Source organism: Arcobacter sp. (genome assembly GCF_050300555.1).
Classification (GTDB): Bacteria; Campylobacterota; Campylobacteria; order Campylobacterales; family Arcobacteraceae; genus Arcobacter.
In genome coordinates this window covers 20,722-39,222 of sequence record NZ_JBNKXY010000014.1, presented here as the reverse complement: position 1 = coordinate 39,222, position 18,501 = coordinate 20,722, and the positions used below count along the sequence as shown (strand labels likewise).

Here is an 18,501-nt window from a genome sequence, read left to right as displayed (position 1 = left end):
CTTAATATATTATAACTTTTTTAATAAATAATATAATAGAATAGTCATTCCAAAAGGGGTGGAGTATGAAGAAAAATATAATTGTTCAATTTTTAATCTTATTAATTTTAGTTGCTATATTTATAACTACAATTTCTCTTTATAATTTAAGAACTGTTTCCATTAAATCATCGGTATCAAATGCTGAAGCAATTTCTGAAGTAATAAAAAATGGTTTAGACCTTCACATTGACAACCCCAATATGGATGAATTTTTAAAATCTATTTCAAGTATCAAAAATATTAAAAGCTTGTGGCTAGCAAGAAGTAGCAATATAAATACACAATTTGGTAATCTTACTTTTAAAAATCCCAAAGATGATATTGATAAAAAAGTTTTACGAACAGGGATTACTGAATATAAAATTACAGAAGCTCTTATTCACACTGATGTAAGAGTTTCCGTTCCTTATAAAACTACAACAACTTGTATTCGTTGTCATAAAAGTAAAATAGGTGAAACACTAGGAGTAATAAGTGTTGTTTTAGATGTTAGCACACTTAAAGAAATTGGAATCAAATCAATTTATATAATATTTCTTATTGTATTTATTTCTGTTGCTGGAATATTTTTACTATCTAAAAAAGTTTTTAACCCATATCTTTCTCTTTATACAAAATTAACAGAAAATATAAATCAAGCAAAAGTTGGAAAGTTTGAAAATATTGATATCCCTGAAGGACTTACTACAGAAGTAGTTCAAGTAACAGAGGACTACAATAACTTAATTACAATATTCAAAGATACTTCATTGGATATAGATACAAAACTTCAAGGCTTTGTTGGTTATAGGGATAAAAGTACGCAAAATACCAATCCATTAAATGAATCAAAAAATATTATTGATAACTTATCAAATTTATACCAATTTAAAAAACAAGTTGAATTGGATAATACAAAAGGCGAGATTTATACAAGAATTGCCCAAGTATTTGAAAATAAATTCAATTTAAAAAATTTCACTTTTTTTGAAATAGATATCAAAAAACAAAAAATGCAAAAAATAATAAGTGTAGGAGAATCACTTTACTGTCATGACTCAATAAAAGATAATCCTCACCTTTGTAGAGCAGCAAGAACAAAAAGCGATGTTATCTCAATTGACTTTCATGAAAGTTGTCCTTATTTTAATAAAAAAAATAAATTTTATTATTGTCTAAATATTGATATTGTTGAAAACCTTTATCTAATCGTTCATTTTGTCACAGATACAAAAGAAGAGTTAGAAGAGATAAAAAATAAAAGTCTTTTTATAAATAGATTTTTAAAAGAAGCAAGACCTGCAGTGGAAGTTAAACTTCTAATGCAAGCCCTTGAGGAATCAGCATTTAAAGATGGATTAACACAGCTTTATAATAGAAAATTCTTAGATGAACACTTGAAAAAACTTCTTCCTCAAATTAAAAGAGATAAGAAAAAAATTGGTCTTCTTATGTTAGATATGGATCACTTTAAAGCTGTTAATGATGAGTATGGACATGATGTTGGGGATAAAGTATTAAAAGAGTTATCAAAAATTCTTGAAGAAAATGTTAGAGAATCTGATATCTTAGTTAGATATGGTGGTGAAGAGTTTATGGTACTTCTAATAGGTGTAGATACTGAAGAAAATGCCTTATCTATAGCACATAAAATTGGTGCTAAAGTAAGAGAAAATGAAATAGATGTATATGCAGGTACAATAATTAAAAAGACTGTAAGTATAGGATTATCAATGTACCCAGATGATTCAAATCTATTTGATACTGTAATTAAAAATGCAGATATTGCTTTATATGAAGCAAAAAGTAGTGGTAGAGATAAGGTTGTTAGATTTTCTAAAGAACACAAAACTAGCGTTGAGTTATTTTAACTTTACTTTCTAAACAAACATAAAAAAAGGGATAAGTATAAAACTTATCCCTTTTTTATTTAGTAATTTTAACTAATGAAGGTCAGAGTTAAGTTTTACTTCTCTAGTACTTCTCATAGCAACTGTTTGTCCAGTTTGAGAATTTACTCTAAAATGTACACCATTAACTCCAATAAAATCACTACCTTTCATAATTGTAGTAATCTCTTTATCTGGGTTAATCTCTTTTAATGCAGCAACTGCTTTTTCTGATAATGAAATTTTTGTACCTGGTAAGATTGTAACACCAGCATCAAGAATACAACCATCACCAATAGCAGTTCCTGTACAAGAGTTTGCACCAAGAAGTGTATTTTCACCAATAGAAACAGGTACACCATCTGTTCCAGATAAAACACCAAGAATAGAAGCTCCTCCACCAACATCAGAACCAGCTCCAACAACTGCACTTGATGAAATTCTTCCTTCAACCATAACAGCACCTTCTGTTCCTGCATTAAAGTTAATATATGCAGCTCCTGGCATAACAGTTGTTCCTGCTGCTAATTGTGCACCAAATCTAACTTTTGAAGTCTCTAGGATTCTAGTATTGTTTGCAGGAATTACATGAGATAAAAATCTTGGAAATTTATCTACCATTGTGATTTCTGGATATTGATTAGTGATTTTCAATGAAATTTCATTTGCTCTTAGCCACTCTAATTCAATTGGTTGGCTTCCAGTCCATGCACAGTTTTCAAGAACACCAAATGCACCATTTAGATTAAGACTTCTTAATTTTGCTTTTCCAAGTGATAGTGCATAAAGTTTTAAATAAACAGCTTCAACCGTTAAAGGATTTGTATCTTCAAATATAAATACTACTTTAAAATCATCTGCACTAAGTCCTGAATCTAAAGGTAATGTTGCAAGTGATGAGATAACTTGTACGTTTCTATGTGCATCACCTTTTGCTTCTGGGTTAAAAGGTCTAAATGCTTCAATACAAGAAGTTAAGAACTCATCTGTAACATTACATACTAACTCTGAACCTGATGTATCAACATCTGCACCTGATTTTTTTAAAGCATTTAAAAATATAGCTGCACTTCCAAAGTTTTCATTCCAGTTTACAACTGGGAATGTAGCTTGTAGTATTTTGTCTGGATTTAATTGACCTCTATCAACTCTTGCAATACCAAATCCAATTGGATTTCTATACCAATCTTGAGATTGAATCTCTTCAACTAATTTTTTAAATTCATCTGCCGTATAAATCATATTTTGTCCTATGTAAAATTTTGCCGATTATACTATAAACTATACTAAGAGAAAATAAAACAATATCTAATAAATAGTATCCATATCAATACTTACCATGGGTGAGTTAATACTATGCAATACTTCCAATAGGGGTTTTACATTTTTAGAACGTATCAGTATTTCATATCTATATTTATTTGCAAGCTTAAATATAGCAGATTGATTTGCACCTACAACTTCTATATTTTCATTTGATTTAAGTATTTTTGTATATTTATCAAACTCATCTTTTACTTTTAAACCGTTTGTATGGGCAAAAAGTATTTTTGCTAACTTATAATATGGTGGATATAACTCTTCTCTAAATGTAAGTTCTTCATCTAAAAACTCTTTATAATCCCTATTCCCCAAATAAAAATTAAAAAATTCACTATTTTGTGTTTGTACAACAACTTCACCCTGACCTTTTCTACCACTTCTTCCAGAAATTTGGATTAATAGTGAAAGTGCTCTCTCTCTTGCTTTATAAGAGTTCATTTTTAATATGGAATCAATTCCAAGTACAACAGCTAACTTTACATTGTGATAATCATGCCCTTTTGAAAGCATTTGAGTTCCAACTAAAATATCAATTTTATTAGAGTTAAAATCTTCTAAGATTTTACGTAACTCTTTGTCAGTTTTAACTTCATCCCTATCAAATCTTTTTATAATTTTATCTTGAAAAATAAAATTCAATTCCTCTTCTATTTGTGCTGTTCCAACTCGTAAATTATGAATAACCCCTGTTTTACATGAAGGGCATGTTTGAGGTATTTGTTGAGTATATCCGCAATAATGACATTTTAAAGCAAGTGAATTTTTATGTAAACTCATAGATACTGAACAAAAAGGACATTCAACTGAACTTCCGCAACTTGTACAAACTTGGTATTTGTAATTTGCTCTTGTTGGTAAGAAAATTATTACTTGATGATTTTGCTCAATGGTGCTTTTTATTTTATTTACTATTTTAGGACTTAAGTTTGATGTACTATCATCATAATTAATACTTTTTTTAGTATCAAAGTATGTTTTACTTAATCTATAGTATGGAACTTTATGATAAGTATTTAAAGAAGGTGTAGCACTTCCAAGTATTGCTTGAATATCCAAAGTTTTAGAAATATATAATGCTAAATCTTTTGTGTTGTATCTTGGTTTACTATCACTTTTGTATGACTCATCATGCTCTTCATCAACAATAATCAAACTCAATTTATCCAAGGGTAAAAAAAGTGCTGATCTTGCTCCTGCCACTAATTTAACTTCACCTGATAAAACCCTTTTTATTATTTCATCTTTTCTTTTTTTTGTAATCTTAGAGTGCCAAATTGCAACCTTATCTTCAAAAACCTTTTCCAATCTTTTTTGCATCTGTGGAGTTAAAGAGATTTCAGGCATAAGTAAAATTGCTTGATTACCATTATTTAAGTGCTTTTCTATGGTTTTAATATATATTTCTGTTTTACCTGCACCTGTATTTGCAAAAAGTAGTGCTTGCTTATTTTTTAAGCAAAATTCATAAGCTTCTTCTTGCTCTTTTGATAACACAATATTTGATTCAAATTTTTCATTTTCTTCATTTTTTTCAATAGCTCTATCAAAGGGGATAAATAATGACAAGGCTTCCCCAAGTGAAGAGACATAATACATAGAAGTAAAAGAAGCTATTTTTAACATCTCATTGGAATAATATTGATTTGTTATTATTTCTATTGGGGTACATTTAAAAGTAGGTTTTTTAACCTCTTTTACTACAACAGCTTTTGATAGTACTTTTCTTCTTTGCAAAGAAACTTCAACTAAAGTTCCAATCTCTATTTTTTCATCACAACAATAAGTTAAATTATCTAAAGGGGATTTTAGAAGTGCTAATTCATAATAATAAGACATTACATTAATTCTTTACATAAATCATCTTTTTCATCACAAGAAAAAAGTGCTTCATTAATATCAAAAGTAAAATCCAATACCTTATCTTTTGAGAAATACACTTTATAATTAGTATCAGAAATTTTTATCCATTTACCAAATTCTTTTTTTTCTAAGGATGTTGATAAAATAACTTCATCAAGTAAAATATACTCATCATAACCTATAAAAAGTGACTCATCAACTCCATTTATAGATGCGTCATCTAATCGTTGTAAAATAAAATCAGAATTACCTAATAAAACTTGATTTGAATATACTTTATTAATAGCTTCATTGATAAGTGCAACTTCAGATTTTATTTTTAATTTGTTTGATTTTTCCAAGGAATAAAAAAATTTGTTTACAGCAAAAGAACCAATTAGCCCAACAATTAAAATAACAACTATAATCTCAAGTAAAGAAAAAGCTTTTTTCATCAAAGTTGGGGAAGTTTATTTGAGATTTCTTCAATCTCTTCTTTTAAAGTGTAATGTTCTTGTGCTTTACAAAGATAAGCATATAAAAGTTCTTTTGTGGTGTGAGATCTATCTGGTGATAAAAACTTGGTGAGTTCTTTTTCTAAATTTGGATCTACATTGATACTATATGCCATATTATCAATATGAAAGGTAAGTTTTTTATTCCCCATTTCTCGCCTTTGTCAAAGTAAGAGTGCTATCTATTTTTAAAAGCATATCTTGATTGTTTCTTATTAACTCATCATTTTTATTTTTTAACTTTTCTAACTCAATTGTTAAATACTGATTTTTTGATTTTAATAATTCATAATCTTGTAATAGTTTGTCTATTTGTATATTAAGCTTTTCTGTTATTTCCATGGTGAGATTTTATCCAAATTTTATAACTATTACAATAAATTGTGTATAATAATAAAGAAATCTCAAAGGTATAGCCATGAATATCAATCTAGTAAAATTTATAGTTCCTTGTATTGATTCAATTATTGCAAAAAATTTTTATAAAAGAATTTTTGGCTTTGGTTCAATAAAAGAAGAAGATAAAACAATAATTGTCAAAATAAATAATACATTAAAATTTAAACTTGAAGAGTGCGAAGATTATATAAACAATCACTATATTTTTGAAGTTGACGAAGAGTATTTTAAATTTATAATATCAAATATAAAAAAAGAAAAACTATACTTTGGTGATGATATTAATAACCTTGAAAATAAAAAAATAAAAAAAACCTCTACAAAAAATGAAATATATTTCATAGATCCAAATAGTCACCTATTTCAGATCTATTCAAAAATATCATTTAATCCTCAATAAACAATTTACCTTGTTCATAAAGTGAAGAGACAGCTTTACCCCAGTAAGAAAAATATTTTAAATCTTTTTCATTTATTTTAAAATTCTCAACAATTTTTTTTGTCAATTCATGTTCTTTAGTATCATACTTATCATCAATATGCACAAGTATCATAAGCTCTAATATAACTATTTTTTTACTTTTTGTAGATTTAAAAGAAGACAAAATTTCATCTAAATTAAAATCCTCTTCATTGAAAATAGTAGGCTTATCAATACCCATTTCTACGCAATATTCATCAATAACATCCTGCTCTTTATTTCCATAATCCCCATCAACTCTTGCCAAATGTTGAGCAAGTTGCAAAAAGGCAAACTTTTCTTTAGTTTGTAATTTCATTAATAACATATATTATTTTCCTATTTGTAATATGTAGCAGTTTACTATTTAAGTATTAATAAATAGTAAATAAAACTAAGCACCAAGGTACTTAGCTTTAATATCGTTAGATTTTAGTAGATCGGTTCCTGTACCTTCTAAAGCAATTTCTCCATTTTCTAATACATAACTATAATCAGAAATTTCTAAAGCTGCGTAGGCATTTTGTTCAACCAATAATATTGTAATACCCTCTTCTTTAAGTTTTAAAATTATCTCAAATAATTCTCCAATAATTTTAGGAGCAAGACCTAAAGAAGGTTCATCTAGCATAAGAAGTTTTGGAGAACTCATTAAAGCTCTAGCAATAGCAAGCATTTGTTGTTCTCCTCCACTCATAGTTCCACCTAATTGACCTTTTTTATCAATTAGTCTAGGAAATAATTTAAACATTCTTTCTTGATACTCTTCATAAAGTTCATCATTGTTAAAAGCACCCATTCTAAGGTTTTCTTCTATGGTTAAGTTTTGAAATACTCTTCTTCCTTCTGGAACTAAAGAGATACCCTCTTTTACTATTTTGTGAGTTTTATGTTGTGAGATATCTAAATCATTGAAAATAATTGTTCCACTTTTTTTAACATCATTTACTATTGATTGTAATGTTGAAGTTTTACCAGCTCCATTTGAACCAATTAAAGAGACAATATCTCCTGCTTTTATTTCAAAGTTGATTCCTTTTACAGCCCTTATCAATCCATAATAAACTTCTAAATTTTCTATTTTAAGCATGTTTGAAATCTCCTAAATAAGCCTTAATAACCTCTTCATCTTTGATAGCATCTTTTATATCACCCTCAAAAATTGTTTTACCATAATCAAGTACCATAACCCTATCACAGAGTTTATTTACAAATTTCATATCATGTTCAATCAATAAAATAGTTACATCAAACTCATCTCTAATCTTGAAAAAAAGCTCTGCTAATTCCGCTGTTTCATTTGGATTCATACCTGCTGCTGGTTCATCTAAAAGTAAAAGTTGAGGAGAAGCTGCAAGTGCTCTTGCAATCTCAACTTTTCTTTGTTGACCATAAGATAATGAAGTTGCAAGTTCATCAGCATATTCAGAGATACCTAAAACTTCCATAATCTCATAAGCTCTTTTTTTCACCCTATTTTCTTCTTTAAAAAATCTTGGTAATCTAAAAATAGCCTCTAAATATGTATATTCAGCTTGATAATCAAAACCAATAAGTATATTGTCTAAAACAGTCATTGACTTAAAAAGTCTAATATTTTGGAATGTTCTAGCTATTCCTCTATGTACTATCTTATGTGGTTTTATCCCATCAATTCTTTGTCCATGAAATTTTATAGAACCTTCTGTTGGCTCATAATTTCCTGTGATAATATTAAACATTGTAGTTTTACCTGCTCCATTTGGACCAATTAAACCGTAAATCTCATTTGCTTTTACGTGAAATGAGGTTTCATTGATAGCTACTACACCACCAAATTTTTTTGTTACGTTGCAAACTTCTAAAATCATTTGTTTGCCTTTTTCTTTTTAAATAAATCTTTTAACTCTTTTTTACCCATTAACCCTTCTCTTGCAAAAAGCATAACAACTATTAGAATTAAAGAGAATACAACCATTCTCATCCCTGGTAAACCTTCTGTTTCTATTCCCATAAAACTTATTGGTTCATCCAAAAATCTCATCCATTCTAATCCAGCCATTACAACAATAGTTCCTAAAATCGCACCCGTTGTACTTCCAAGTCCTCCAAGAACTATGATAATTAATAATTGGAATGTTAGGAAGAAAGTAAATAAATCTGGGCTGATTGAAGTTAATAAAGCAGCCAATAATCCACCACCTATTCCTTCAAAAAATGCTGAAGTTGTAAATGCTAAAGTTTTTATTTTAAACGTATTTACACCCATAGCAGTTGCTGCATCTTCATCATCACGTACAGCTTTCATCGCTCGACCAAACTTAGAATATATGATATTTAAGATAGCTAAAACAGCAATAATAGCAGCACCCATAGTCCAATATATATTTGAATTTTCTGGAATATCATTTATCCCCAATGAACCATTTGTAATTTCAGGAGAATTAATAGCTAATATTCTAATAATAAATCCAAAACCAAGTGTTACAATGGCAAGATAATCTCCTCTAACTCTAAATACTGGAAAAGATAAAGATAAAGCCAAAAGTGCTGAAATAACACCCGCTAAAAGTAGTGCCCAAATAAATTCACTTTGAAGTGCCAATATCCACTCTGCTGGATCTACAATATCATATTGATAAAGCATTGTTTTAGCATCAACAGTTAATATAGCAACTACATACGCCCCAATAGCTACAAATCCATTTGGCTCTAAAGAAAACTGACCAGTTACTCCATTAATTAAGTTATACGAAACTGCTAAAATAATAAATATAGCTACATTGTTAATAATTCTTATAGTATATTCATCAAAAGTGTTTTGTGCAAACCAAGTAAACCAAATAGCAGTTATGATTATTGAAAGATTGATTAATCTTTGTTTTGTAAATATTGAATTTTCTATCATAATTAAAACCTACTCTTTTCTAAATCTTCACCCATAATTCCAGTTGGTTTAAATAGTAATACCAAAATTAAAAAAACAAAAGCAAAGGCATCTTTATATCCACCCATTTCAGGGAAAAATGCAATTACAACAACCTCCGTAAAACCAATAATAAATCCACCTAAAACTGCACCTGTAACTGAACCAATTCCACCTACAACAGCAGCCGCAAAAGCTTTTAGTCCAACTAAGACTCCCATCATCGGCTCAACAGAAGGATAATTTATAGCCCAAAAAATACCACCAACAGCAGCAAGTGCAGAACCTAAAGCAAACACAATAGAAATAATCATATTTGCATCAATTCCCATAAGATTTACAGTTTTTATATCAAAAGATAAAGCTCTAATAGCCATACCATATTTTGTTTTATATAATACATATAAAATCCCTAAAAGTAAAACCAAAGTTACTCCAGGAACTGCAATTGATGAAACAGAAAATGTAATATTTGCTACATTAAATATTTGTTCCATATATTCAGGGACAGGAAAAGCTCGTGGAACTCCACCAGCAAAAACAGTAAAAGCATTTTCTAAAAAGAAAGAAATCCCAATCGCAGTAATAAGTAAAGATATTTTTGGAGCTTCACGTAGAGGTTTGTAAGCAATCTTATCCATAAATATACCAAATGATGCCGATATTGTAACAGCTAATAATACTGTTATAGGAAAGGGCAAGTTAAATACTTCCATTAGTGCATAACCCAAAAAAGCACCAACCATCATAATATCACCATGTGCAAAGTTTATAAGTCTTAAAACCCCATAAACCATCGTATAACCAATCGCAATCAATGCGTACATAGATCCTAAACTAAATCCATTTACCATTTGTTGCGTAAATATCACTAAATCCATTAATTCTCCCAAAATTTATTTTTAAATAAGTTTTGTCATAAAAAAAGAAACAAATCTTGCTTTTTTTATGACAAAAAAAAGTCTAGCAAAAAACTTTGCTAGACTTTTTGATAAAATAATTATGGATTTACTGTAGCTTTGAATCCAGCTTTTCCATTTTTAATCTCTTTGATAACTGCAGATCTTGTTGCATTACCTTCTTTGTTGATTGTAATTAAACCAGATACACCATCAAATTTAACTGTTTTTTTAATCTCTTTATTAATACAAATAGAATCTGAAGGATTTTCACATCTATTCATCGCATCAAGTAAAATATTATATGTATCTGCTCCAAGTGCTGTAAAAGAGTTAACTTCTTTTTTACCAGTCTCTTTTTCATGGAATGCTACGAAATCAGCAGAAGTTTTTGATGGAGGATTTGTATAATCAAAGAAGTCTGTAAACATATATCCCTCAACAGAGTCTCCACCTAAATCAATAAATGTTTGATTTGCAACACCATCTCCACTAAACATTGGTTTTTCTAAACCTAATTGTTTAGATTGTCTAGCAATCATAGAAGCTTCTGGGTGGTATAAAGGTAAGAACATAAAGTCTGGATTAACTTGTTTGATTTGAGAAACTACAGCTTTGAAATCTTTATCACCTGATGTAACTTTGATTTTTTTAACAATTTTTCCACCATTTTTCTTAAATGCACTTTCAAAAGCTTTTGCTAAACCTAAAGAATAAACTTGTGCTTGATCCACAACTACAACAGCAGTTTTATATCCTTGTGCAGTTGCATAGTTTGCAACAACTTCACCTTGAAAAGAGTCAGTAAAACAAACTCTATTTGCAAAAGTTCTGTTTGCAGTTAATTTATCATTTGTAGCAACTGAAGCAATAACTGGAATTTGTTTTTTATCAGCAATTGCAATAGTTTGTGCAGTATTTGTAGATGTTAATGCACCTAAAACAGCCACAACATTGTCAGAAGAAATTAATCTAGTTGTTGCAGTAGCAGTTTCAACTTTATCACCTTTGTTATCTACTAATACTATTTTAATAGTATCACCATTTTTTAATGTAGGTTGTAATTTGTTAGCTAATTCAATTCCTAAATTTGTAACTTGCCCATATGCTGCTAATGGTCCAGACATTGGCATTACAGCTCCGATTTTGATTTCTTTAGCAACTAAAACTGAACTACAAGCTAAAACTGCAGCTGCAGAAAGTCCTAAAATTTTTTTTGAGATATTCATAAATTTTACTCCTGTTTTTAATTTGGAGATATGATACAATATATTACTTTAAATATATAAATTATTACTAAACTAATTTTTATTTAAATCATTTCCAAAGACATCAAAAACATATCTTCACCATCAACTACTTTAGTACTATATGAACCACACTTTGGGCAAGAGAATTCATTTTTTTCTAAAGTTGATTGTTCTTTGCAATCAAGACATTCAATAATGACTTTTTGATAATTTATAATAAACTCACAACTATCACAGATAGTTTTTTCTTTAAAAGTATCAAAAGCAGTTTGAAGTAAATCAGGCTCCACACCACTTAAAGCTCCTATTTTTACTATTACTTTAGTAACCTTTGTAGCTTTATTTTCACGGGCATGTTCTTCACAACTTTCTAATAATGACTGTACAATTGAGTATTCGTGCATCTGTTTCCTTTTAAATATCCCATTGAAAGGGAATTTGTGCTTTTTAATTTCTTTTAACCATAAAGTTTTATTTAACAAATTCTTGGAAGTAATTCACCTGTTGGAACATCTAAAAATCTTTTTGTCCCCCATTGGCTATGTATTACAACTTTTTGTTCATACTCTTGTGTAACTTTTCCTATGATACTTGCATTTTTTGCTTCTTCAAAAGTCTGTAATACTTCAAGGGCTTTTTGTGCATCATCTTTTGCAATAGCCAAAACAAAAGTACCTTCATTTGCTAAACTTAAAGCTTCAAAACCAAGTAATTCACAGATACCATTTACTTCATCACAAACAGGTATTTTCTCTTCTTCTATTTCAATACATACATTTGACTGTTTTGACCACTCATTTAAAACAGCACTAACTCCTCCACGTGTAGCATCACGTAATGCAGTTATTTTTACCCCTGAATCAATCAAAGCTTTTACTTGTGGATATAAAGAGTTACAATCACTTTTTAAAGATGAAGTTAAATCCATACCTTCTCGTGCTGCAAATATAGTAGCTCCATGTGCTCCAATATCTCTACTTACAAGTATCAAATCATCCATACTAATAGAGTTTGAACTAATACCTTTATATAAAATCTCTCCAATACCCGTAGTGTTTATAAATATCTTATCAACAGCACCTTTAGGCACAACCTTAGTATCTCCACTTACCACAATAGCACCATTTTTTTCTAATTCAGATTTCATACTTGAAACAATCTTTTCCAAATCACTAACAGAAAAACCCTCTTCAATAATCACAGAACAAGTAAGATACTTAGGCTTAGCACCCATCATTGCTAAATCATTGCAAGTACCACAAATAGCAAGTTTACCAATATCTGCACCATTAAAGAATATAGGACTTACTGTAAAACTATCAGTAGAAAAAGCTAAGGTTCCATCTTGAATAACCGCAGCATCTTCACTCTTACTTAAAATATCATTTTTAAAAGCCCCATAAAAAACTTGCGTTATAAGCTCATTATTTTCCTGCCCACCGTTACCATGAGCTAGTGTTATTGTTTTCATTTATTATCATCCTCATAAAGTATATTCATAATTAGTTTTATAATAATGTCTTTTTGTTCTGGTTTACTTGTAGCTACTAAAAGTGCTAAAGAAGCTAAAGCATTATCATTTATCTTTAATTCTCCATTTGATTTATATAAAGAGTTGTTTTTAGATAAAAACAGTATAAAAAGATATGCACCTATTCTTTTATTTCCATCATTAAAAGGATGTCCTTTTATGACATAATAAAGTAGATTTGAAGCTTTTTGTTCTATTGATGGTAGAAGCTCAACTCCACCAAATGTTTGATAAATACTTAAAAGATTACCCTCAAACTCATTTGCTTTTTCTTTTCCAAAAAGCTCTGTAGCTTCGCCCTTACCTATTAAAGCTTTTTTAAACTCTTCTATCGCTTTTTTTGATTCATCATAGTCTAATATAAATTTTTGTTCTTTGATATTTATAACTTCTTGCAAAGTTTGTTCATCATACCCTTGAAGTAACGCCCAACTTTTTGCATAATTTGATATAATCTCTACAAACCCTTTAGATACATCACTATTTAATTCTTTTGTCTCTATGCTATTTTTTATAAGTGCTAAAGTTTGGTTAAGTTCATCTAATTTTTGCTGTTGTAGCCTATCTTTATTTATGACATACCCATCTATTAAATACTGTTTTAATACTTTTGTAGCCCATTGTCTGAATTTGGTAGCCTTTTTAGAATTTATTCTATAACCTAAAGAAATAATCATATCAAGATTGTAGTATTCTACAATATAAGTTTTGCCATCACTTGCAGTTGTTGCATTTTTTACAACAACTGAATTTTGCTCCAACTCTTCATCTTTAAAAATATTTTTAATATGTCTTGAAACAACTGACTTATCTCTGTCAAATAGTTCACATAATTGTTTTTGAGATAACCATAAAGTATCATTCTCAACTTTAGTTGATAATTCAACATTTCCATCTTCATAGATTACTATTTCATTCATCTTCTTTTAATCCTAATATTTCTATTGCTTCTTTATAATTATCTTCATCCCCATAAAAATACTCTTCTAAAAGTGGTTTTATTTTATATTTTTTAACAAATTCTAACTCTTTTTCATTTTCTATATCCATAAAATAACTATGCCCCAACTGATAATCTTCATTGATAGTTTTAGAGATATGTTCATTTAGTTTTTTAAATAACTCTTCAGCAATTTTAGGAACTAAATCAATATTTGGTTTCATCTTTAAAAATGTAAATCTTCTTCTAAGTGCTATATCTATTGTGGCTATTGATTTATCGGTTGAGTTCATAGTCGCTATGATATAAAGATTGGAAGGTATTTTAAACTTCTCTTTTGAATATGGAAGAGTTACTTCATAGTTATCTCTTTTATCCTCTTCTATAAGTGTAATTAGTTCTCCAAAGATTTTGGAAATATTTCCTCGATTTATTTCATCTATTACAATATAGAAGTTTTTTTGTTCTGTTCTATGTATTTCATCTTCACTGATTTTTATATTTTTTGTATTCAAAATAATTTCATTAAAAACTTTAAAATAATAAGTTGCATGTTGATTTGCTAAAGCATTTATTGTTTCAAGTCTCTTTACATCTTGCCGTGAAGATACTTTATTTTTTTCAAATTCAAATAAATCCTCAAACTTCATTCTCAAATCATATTTATAAGTTGGATTTTCTCTTCTAATGTTATATCTAAAAGCATCACTATCAATGCTATTTATATATGCTGAATCTGTTATTTGATAATAACCATTTTTTTCTATTTCATTTTCTAATTTTTCAATAAAACTATCTAATTTTTGTTGGAATGTAATTTCTTCTTTTAATTCAATATTCTCTTTTTTAGATTCTTCTAAATTTTCTCTTGCTTTATCTGATATTCTTTTAAAAATACCACCTTTTTTATCAAGTTCAATTTCTCCATTTTCATTTGGTCTAAATCCTTCAATAAAATCCTCATAAGAATAACTTTGATGAAAAGTTATAAACTCTATCCTTTTATCTTTTTTTATATCTTCAAAAATAGAATCATCAAAGTTATCAGTAGTTTCATTTTTTGAGATAGTATCAAAAATAGTTTTTTCATCACTTCCATTTTCTATCATAGTGATAAGTCTTTTATAATTATGAGTTTTACCAACTCCTGGTGCACCATATAGCATTATATTTTTTGTTTTTATTTGATTTTCCATATTTTTATCTTTCATATCTAAAATTGAGGTAACATATTCGTATAGTGGTTTATTATTATTTAAAATATAATTTATAGTTCCTGATTTCAAACCATTTTTTTGAAGATATAAACGAGATAATTTATAAGACTGTTTAGTATCAAGTTTTTTTATTAATTCTAAATCAATAGTATCATCTTCAACTTTTTTAACTTTCATTATGTATTGAATTTGTCCTACATTTCCAGTAATATATATTAATACTATTTGCCCTATATCAACATTAATACTTTTATTCCAACCATTATAATATCTATCTTTATCAATTTGAGGTCTTACATCTCCCCATCTGCCATTTGGGTTATGTGTCATTACAATAATAGGTAAAATATTTTTATTATCATTTTGACTAAATATATAATTTGAAATAGGGATTACATAAGATTTATCTGCATGATGAGTTGTATTTTTATCAATATAATAATCCAAAATTCTATCTATTGATTCAGAAAAGTTTTGATTGCCTTCTTTTGGTTTAACATATATTGAATTCTCTCTATTTTTCTTATAAATTATAAATTCTTTACCTCTTGATGTATATAATTTAATACAATTATTCTCATATATATCATTATCATTTTGTAATAAAGTGCTTTTTATAAAATTTTCAACTATGACTTTTGCTTCTTCTCTATCCACTAATAATCTCCTTAAGTTTATTATTAATATTATTTAAATAACTTTCATAATTCCCATCAAAATCCAAATCAATACTTTTTATTTTCAACTTAACTTGTCTTTCATTATCCCCTAAGATTATCTCTTTATCTATATCATCCAAATGTTTTGGATATAAAAGCATCGTAGTTTCAATATTTTCAAAATTGTTTCCGTAAACATACATTTGGTATCTATCATCTCTTGAAGCTATTTTATCTTTATCTATGATTTTGTATTTACAATCAATTATAAGATTTTTGCTATTTATTATAATATCAGGTTTTAAATATAACTCTCCAAATTTTCTACTTTTTTTTGGTATCTTCACATCTTCAAATTGTTCTTTAATCATCCTAGCTATAAACTTTTCAAACAAACTATTCATATCAAAAAGAAAAGCAAACGATTTTTTACCTTGATTAAATAAGGGTATAGTTTTTTGTAAAAGTAAAAGAGCTACTTCATAGCTTGTTTTATATCTTTGATTTAGTCTATTAAAATGGATGTTTAGTTTATTTATATCTATTTGAGTAAATTCTACTTCATCTAGTATTAGTTCACATTGTTTTAGAAGTTTTTTATCTTTTACAAACTTTTGCAAAGTTTTCACTACATATAAAAAAAACTGATTTAGAGTATTGTTTGGGCTAAACTCATCGTACTCGCAGTAGATTTTATTTTTAGTAAAGTTGTATTTTAGATTTTCATTTATTAGGTATTTGCCTTTTAAAACAGGAAGATTATCTTGAAGAGTAATGTACTCTTTATAAATACCTTTTTTTAGTTCATTTAAAAGTCCACTTGTAAACATTTGAATAAATACTTCTAAGATATTATTTGATTTGAGATTATCTCTTGAAGCTATATTTTCATTGAAAAGCTTTATATCATAAGCATACATCAACATATAAATAAATATATTTAGATTTTGTTCATCATCACGATTTGCTATTTTGGGTAAGATATAATAGTCAGCATTGTTAAAATTTAATATTCCACAATATTGAGATGTTTTTACTTTTCTCCAATCTTCAGTAAAATATTTATGAAGTTCAGGAGTGTTTATTATATGATCTGCTAAAGCACCTTTAACTTCTGTATATTCATAAATAGTGTTACTCAATATCTCTTACCCTTAAAAAACTAGCGAATTTCGGTTTACCAGTTTTTGTAAAACCATAATATTTAAAAGTGATCACTTCACCTATTTTTGGCGGATTTTGCTTTTGTTTTTCACTAAATCCTCCGCCAAGATTAAAATTTGTACCATCTTCAAGTTTTACTTTTAGGCTTTTGAAACTTCCATCTCTTTTATAATTGTACCCAAGGACAACTCCCTCCATATCTAAAAACTTTTTTACTTTTAAAATATAAGGACTTCTTCCAGTATGATACTTTTTTGAAGCATCTTTTACTATAACACCTTCACCTTTTAAGTCAACTACTTCATCTAAAAACTCTAAAAGATGTTCTTCCCCTTCACATCTTATCTGTTTTATAATAGTCACATTTTTATTTTGGTGTTTAAGAAACCAGACTTTTGCCTTATCAAGTCTAGCTAAAAAATCACCTTTAGCATTTGGTACTTCAAAGATATTGTAAGTTATTTCACTCCATTTGTTTGATGGCTCTTTATCTAAAACTATCGCTTGGATATTTTCAAAATCATCCCTTTTACTCCAAAGTTCACCATCAAGAGCAAAAGGTGGAAAATCTTTTGTAAACTCTTTAGGAGTTTTTATAAGATTTCCATTTTTAGTGTAGAGGTTTTTACCATCCCAATATCCTCTTATCCCATCAAGCTTTTCACTCATATACCAGCCTATTATATTTTGGTCATTATATATTTTTGGCTTTTGAATATCAAAAGCTAGAAGGGAAAATATAAAAAGGAAGAGAGAAGTAAATATCTTCATAACTACACTATATTTAACTTTTCAATAAATTTTGCAGTAGTTAAAAGCTCTATATCATCACTTATAAACTCTTTGTCATTTGATATAATTAAATCACATCCCTCTTTTTTTGCAAGTATATATTGAATCGTATCTTCTAAATCTTTATATTTTGGATTTGTTTTCATTAATTCACAAGTTTGTTTTACTTCTTGATTGGAAAACTCAATAATTTTACAAAAATCATTTATCTCATCTATTTTATATAAAGCATTTAATTTATCATTTTTTGAAAGAATATAATAAATAGTAGTAATAAGATCACAACTTGTATAAATCTCTACCTCATTAATCAATAAATAAGAGATTATTTTAAAGCTTTCTTCATAAGATACTCTTTTTTTATCATTTACATCAATAAAAATATTTGCATCTAAAAAAACTTTTTTATACATATTTTTCATTCATACTTGCTTTTATTTTTTGAATAGTTAAATCTCCAAAAAGACCTGTACCACTACCTGCAAAAGAATAAAAAGCTTTAAGTTTATCTTCTTTACTCACTTCACTATATTTTTTTTCCACAAGTTCTTCCATAACCTTTGTCATAGATTTACCCTCGCGTTTTGCAATCTCTTCAAGGTGCTGGGCTACTTCTTTTTTAAATACAAAATTTTTTCTAATATCATTTGAACTCATTACATATCCTTTTACATAAAATTATTACATAATTATACTAC

General features: G+C 27.9%; 21 protein-coding genes. 2 read left to right on the top strand and 19 right to left on the bottom strand.

The window, feature by feature from the left end; genetic code table 11:
• Positions 1 to 65: 65 nt before the first annotated feature.
• Positions 66 to 1,892, top strand: a complete 1,827-nt coding sequence (locus ACQY5W_RS10645) for a GGDEF domain-containing protein (RefSeq protein ID WP_428024949.1) — start codon at positions 66 to 68, stop codon at positions 1,890 to 1,892.
• A 72-nt stretch (positions 1,893 to 1,964) separates the two neighbouring features.
• On the opposite strand, the gene ACQY5W_RS10640 is transcribed toward ACQY5W_RS10645, so the two are convergent.
• The 5 genes from ACQY5W_RS10640 to ACQY5W_RS10620 all read right to left on the bottom strand — a co-directional run bounded on the left by ACQY5W_RS10640 (position 1,965) and on the right by ACQY5W_RS10620 (position 5,929).
• Positions 1,965 to 3,152, bottom strand: coding sequence for a tetrahydrodipicolinate N-succinyltransferase N-terminal domain-containing protein (locus tag ACQY5W_RS10640; RefSeq protein ID WP_428024948.1), 1,188 nt, complete (start codon positions 3,150 to 3,152; stop codon positions 1,965 to 1,967).
• A gap of 66 nt (positions 3,153 to 3,218) precedes the next feature.
• Positions 3,219 to 5,069 (bottom strand): primosomal protein N', encoded by a 1,851-nt coding sequence (locus ACQY5W_RS10635; RefSeq protein WP_428024947.1) that lies wholly within the window; start codon positions 5,067 to 5,069, stop codon positions 3,219 to 3,221.
• Positions 5,069 to 5,527 carry a type II secretion system protein gene (locus tag ACQY5W_RS10630; protein WP_428024946.1) on the bottom strand — a complete coding sequence of 153 codons (459 nt, stop codon included), beginning with the start codon at positions 5,525 to 5,527 and terminating at the stop codon, positions 5,069 to 5,071. The genes ACQY5W_RS10635 and ACQY5W_RS10630 overlap by 1 nt, the downstream gene beginning before the upstream one ends.
• On the bottom strand, positions 5,527 to 5,739 hold the full coding sequence (locus ACQY5W_RS10625; RefSeq protein ID WP_428024945.1) for a hypothetical protein: 213 nt from the start codon (positions 5,737 to 5,739) through the stop codon (positions 5,527 to 5,529). Before ACQY5W_RS10625 ends, ACQY5W_RS10630 begins: the two co-directional genes overlap by 1 nt.
• The gene (locus ACQY5W_RS10620) at positions 5,729 to 5,929 is read right to left on the bottom strand and encodes a hypothetical protein (protein ID WP_428024944.1); all 201 of its coding nucleotides are present in this window, start codon (positions 5,927 to 5,929) and stop codon (positions 5,729 to 5,731) included. The genes ACQY5W_RS10625 and ACQY5W_RS10620 overlap by 11 nt, the downstream gene beginning before the upstream one ends.
• A gap of 76 nt (positions 5,930 to 6,005) precedes the next feature.
• Between ACQY5W_RS10620 and ACQY5W_RS10615 the strand changes: the two genes are divergently transcribed.
• The gene (locus tag ACQY5W_RS10615) at positions 6,006 to 6,386 is read left to right on the top strand and encodes a hypothetical protein (protein ID WP_428024943.1); all 381 of its coding nucleotides are present in this window, start codon (positions 6,006 to 6,008) and stop codon (positions 6,384 to 6,386) included.
• On the opposite strand, the gene ACQY5W_RS10610 is transcribed toward ACQY5W_RS10615, so the two are convergent.
• From ACQY5W_RS10610 to ACQY5W_RS10545, 14 genes are all read right to left on the bottom strand, one after another.
• The gene (locus ACQY5W_RS10610) at positions 6,373 to 6,774 is read right to left on the bottom strand and encodes a TerB family tellurite resistance protein (RefSeq protein WP_428024942.1); all 402 of its coding nucleotides are present in this window, start codon (positions 6,772 to 6,774) and stop codon (positions 6,373 to 6,375) included. The two genes, ACQY5W_RS10615 and ACQY5W_RS10610, sit on opposite strands and share 14 nt — an antisense overlap.
• Positions 6,775 to 6,840: 66 nt before the next feature.
• On the bottom strand, positions 6,841 to 7,536 hold the full coding sequence (locus tag ACQY5W_RS10605) for an ABC transporter ATP-binding protein (RefSeq protein ID WP_428024941.1): 696 nt from the start codon (positions 7,534 to 7,536) through the stop codon (positions 6,841 to 6,843).
• On the bottom strand, positions 7,529 to 8,296 hold the full coding sequence (locus tag ACQY5W_RS10600) for an ABC transporter ATP-binding protein (RefSeq protein WP_428024940.1): 768 nt from the start codon (positions 8,294 to 8,296) through the stop codon (positions 7,529 to 7,531). The genes ACQY5W_RS10605 and ACQY5W_RS10600 overlap by 8 nt, the downstream gene beginning before the upstream one ends.
• The gene (locus ACQY5W_RS10595; RefSeq protein ID WP_428024939.1) at positions 8,293 to 9,333 is read right to left on the bottom strand and encodes a branched-chain amino acid ABC transporter permease; all 1,041 of its coding nucleotides are present in this window, start codon (positions 9,331 to 9,333) and stop codon (positions 8,293 to 8,295) included. The genes ACQY5W_RS10600 and ACQY5W_RS10595 overlap by 4 nt, the downstream gene beginning before the upstream one ends.
• Before the next feature lie 2 nt (positions 9,334 to 9,335).
• Positions 9,336 to 10,232: a branched-chain amino acid ABC transporter permease gene (locus ACQY5W_RS10590; protein WP_428024938.1), complete on the bottom strand. Its 897-nt coding sequence runs from the start codon at positions 10,230 to 10,232 to the stop codon at positions 9,336 to 9,338.
• Positions 10,233 to 10,351: 119 nt separating this feature from the next.
• Positions 10,352 to 11,473 (bottom strand): ABC transporter substrate-binding protein, encoded by a 1,122-nt coding sequence (locus ACQY5W_RS10585; protein WP_428024972.1) that lies wholly within the window; start codon positions 11,471 to 11,473, stop codon positions 10,352 to 10,354.
• 89 nt (positions 11,474 to 11,562) lie between these two features.
• Positions 11,563 to 11,904: a hydrogenase maturation nickel metallochaperone HypA gene (hypA, locus tag ACQY5W_RS10580; RefSeq protein WP_428024937.1), complete on the bottom strand. Its 342-nt coding sequence runs from the start codon at positions 11,902 to 11,904 to the stop codon at positions 11,563 to 11,565.
• Positions 11,905 to 11,975: 71 nt separating this feature from the next.
• A complete protein-coding gene (gene hypE / locus ACQY5W_RS10575) occupies positions 11,976 to 12,971 on the bottom strand; it encodes a hydrogenase expression/formation protein HypE (RefSeq protein WP_428024936.1) in 996 nt (331 codons plus the stop codon).
• Complete coding sequence (gene rhuM / locus ACQY5W_RS10570; RefSeq protein ID WP_428024935.1) at positions 12,968 to 13,951, bottom strand: RhuM family protein; 984 nt, start codon at positions 13,949 to 13,951, stop codon at positions 12,968 to 12,970. The genes hypE and rhuM overlap by 4 nt, the downstream gene beginning before the upstream one ends.
• The gene (locus tag ACQY5W_RS10565) at positions 13,944 to 15,845 is read right to left on the bottom strand and encodes an McrB family protein (RefSeq protein WP_428024934.1); all 1,902 of its coding nucleotides are present in this window, start codon (positions 15,843 to 15,845) and stop codon (positions 13,944 to 13,946) included. The genes rhuM and ACQY5W_RS10565 overlap by 8 nt, the downstream gene beginning before the upstream one ends.
• Positions 15,838 to 16,989, bottom strand: a complete 1,152-nt coding sequence (locus ACQY5W_RS10560; RefSeq protein WP_428024933.1) for an McrC family protein — start codon at positions 16,987 to 16,989, stop codon at positions 15,838 to 15,840. The genes ACQY5W_RS10565 and ACQY5W_RS10560 overlap by 8 nt, the downstream gene beginning before the upstream one ends.
• On the bottom strand, positions 16,982 to 17,782 hold the full coding sequence (locus ACQY5W_RS10555; protein ID WP_428024932.1) for a DNA ligase: 801 nt from the start codon (positions 17,780 to 17,782) through the stop codon (positions 16,982 to 16,984). Before ACQY5W_RS10555 ends, ACQY5W_RS10560 begins: the two co-directional genes overlap by 8 nt.
• Positions 17,783 to 17,784: 2 nt before the next feature.
• Positions 17,785 to 18,216, bottom strand: a complete 432-nt coding sequence (locus ACQY5W_RS10550) for a type II toxin-antitoxin system VapC family toxin (protein WP_428024931.1) — start codon at positions 18,214 to 18,216, stop codon at positions 17,785 to 17,787.
• Complete coding sequence (locus tag ACQY5W_RS10545; RefSeq protein ID WP_428024930.1) at positions 18,209 to 18,460, bottom strand: hypothetical protein; 252 nt, start codon at positions 18,458 to 18,460, stop codon at positions 18,209 to 18,211. Before ACQY5W_RS10545 ends, ACQY5W_RS10550 begins: the two co-directional genes overlap by 8 nt.
• Positions 18,461 to 18,501 lie beyond the last annotated feature (41 nt).

What these genes read in the sequence shown, in the direction of transcription:
- ACQY5W_RS10645 (WP_428024949.1), top strand. Translation starts at nt 66, where the DNA reads ATGAAGAAAAATATAATTGTTCAATTTTTAATCTTATTAATTTTAGTT.
- ACQY5W_RS10545 (WP_428024930.1), bottom strand. Translation starts at nt 18,460, where the DNA reads ATGAGTTCAAATGATATTAGAAAAAATTTTGTATTTAAAAAAGAAGTA.
- ACQY5W_RS10610 (WP_428024942.1), bottom strand. Translation starts at nt 6,774, where the DNA reads ATGTTATTAATGAAATTACAAACTAAAGAAAAGTTTGCCTTTTTGCAA.
- hypA (WP_428024937.1), bottom strand. Translation starts at nt 11,904, where the DNA reads ATGCACGAATACTCAATTGTACAGTCATTATTAGAAAGTTGTGAAGAA.
- ACQY5W_RS10600 (WP_428024940.1), bottom strand. Translation starts at nt 8,296, where the DNA reads ATGATTTTAGAAGTTTGCAACGTAACAAAAAAATTTGGTGGTGTAGTA.
- ACQY5W_RS10625 (WP_428024945.1), bottom strand. Translation starts at nt 5,739, where the DNA reads ATGGGGAATAAAAAACTTACCTTTCATATTGATAATATGGCATATAGT.
- ACQY5W_RS10615 (WP_428024943.1), top strand. Translation starts at nt 6,006, where the DNA reads ATGAATATCAATCTAGTAAAATTTATAGTTCCTTGTATTGATTCAATT.
- ACQY5W_RS10620 (WP_428024944.1), bottom strand. Translation starts at nt 5,929, where the DNA reads ATGGAAATAACAGAAAAGCTTAATATACAAATAGACAAACTATTACAA.
- ACQY5W_RS10635 (WP_428024947.1), bottom strand. Translation starts at nt 5,069, where the DNA reads ATGTCTTATTATTATGAATTAGCACTTCTAAAATCCCCTTTAGATAAT.
- ACQY5W_RS10550 (WP_428024931.1), bottom strand. Translation starts at nt 18,216, where the DNA reads ATGTATAAAAAAGTTTTTTTAGATGCAAATATTTTTATTGATGTAAAT.
- ACQY5W_RS10640 (WP_428024948.1), bottom strand. Translation starts at nt 3,152, where the DNA reads ATGATTTATACGGCAGATGAATTTAAAAAATTAGTTGAAGAGATTCAA.
- ACQY5W_RS10630 (WP_428024946.1), bottom strand. Translation starts at nt 5,527, where the DNA reads ATGAAAAAAGCTTTTTCTTTACTTGAGATTATAGTTGTTATTTTAATT.
- ACQY5W_RS10555 (WP_428024932.1), bottom strand. Translation starts at nt 17,782, where the DNA reads ATGAAGATATTTACTTCTCTCTTCCTTTTTATATTTTCCCTTCTAGCT.
- rhuM (WP_428024935.1), bottom strand. Translation starts at nt 13,951, where the DNA reads ATGAATGAAATAGTAATCTATGAAGATGGAAATGTTGAATTATCAACT.
- ACQY5W_RS10590 (WP_428024938.1), bottom strand. Translation starts at nt 10,232, where the DNA reads ATGGATTTAGTGATATTTACGCAACAAATGGTAAATGGATTTAGTTTA.
- ACQY5W_RS10605 (WP_428024941.1), bottom strand. Translation starts at nt 7,536, where the DNA reads ATGCTTAAAATAGAAAATTTAGAAGTTTATTATGGATTGATAAGGGCT.
- hypE (WP_428024936.1), bottom strand. Translation starts at nt 12,971, where the DNA reads ATGAAAACAATAACACTAGCTCATGGTAACGGTGGGCAGGAAAATAAT.
- ACQY5W_RS10595 (WP_428024939.1), bottom strand. Translation starts at nt 9,333, where the DNA reads ATGATAGAAAATTCAATATTTACAAAACAAAGATTAATCAATCTTTCA.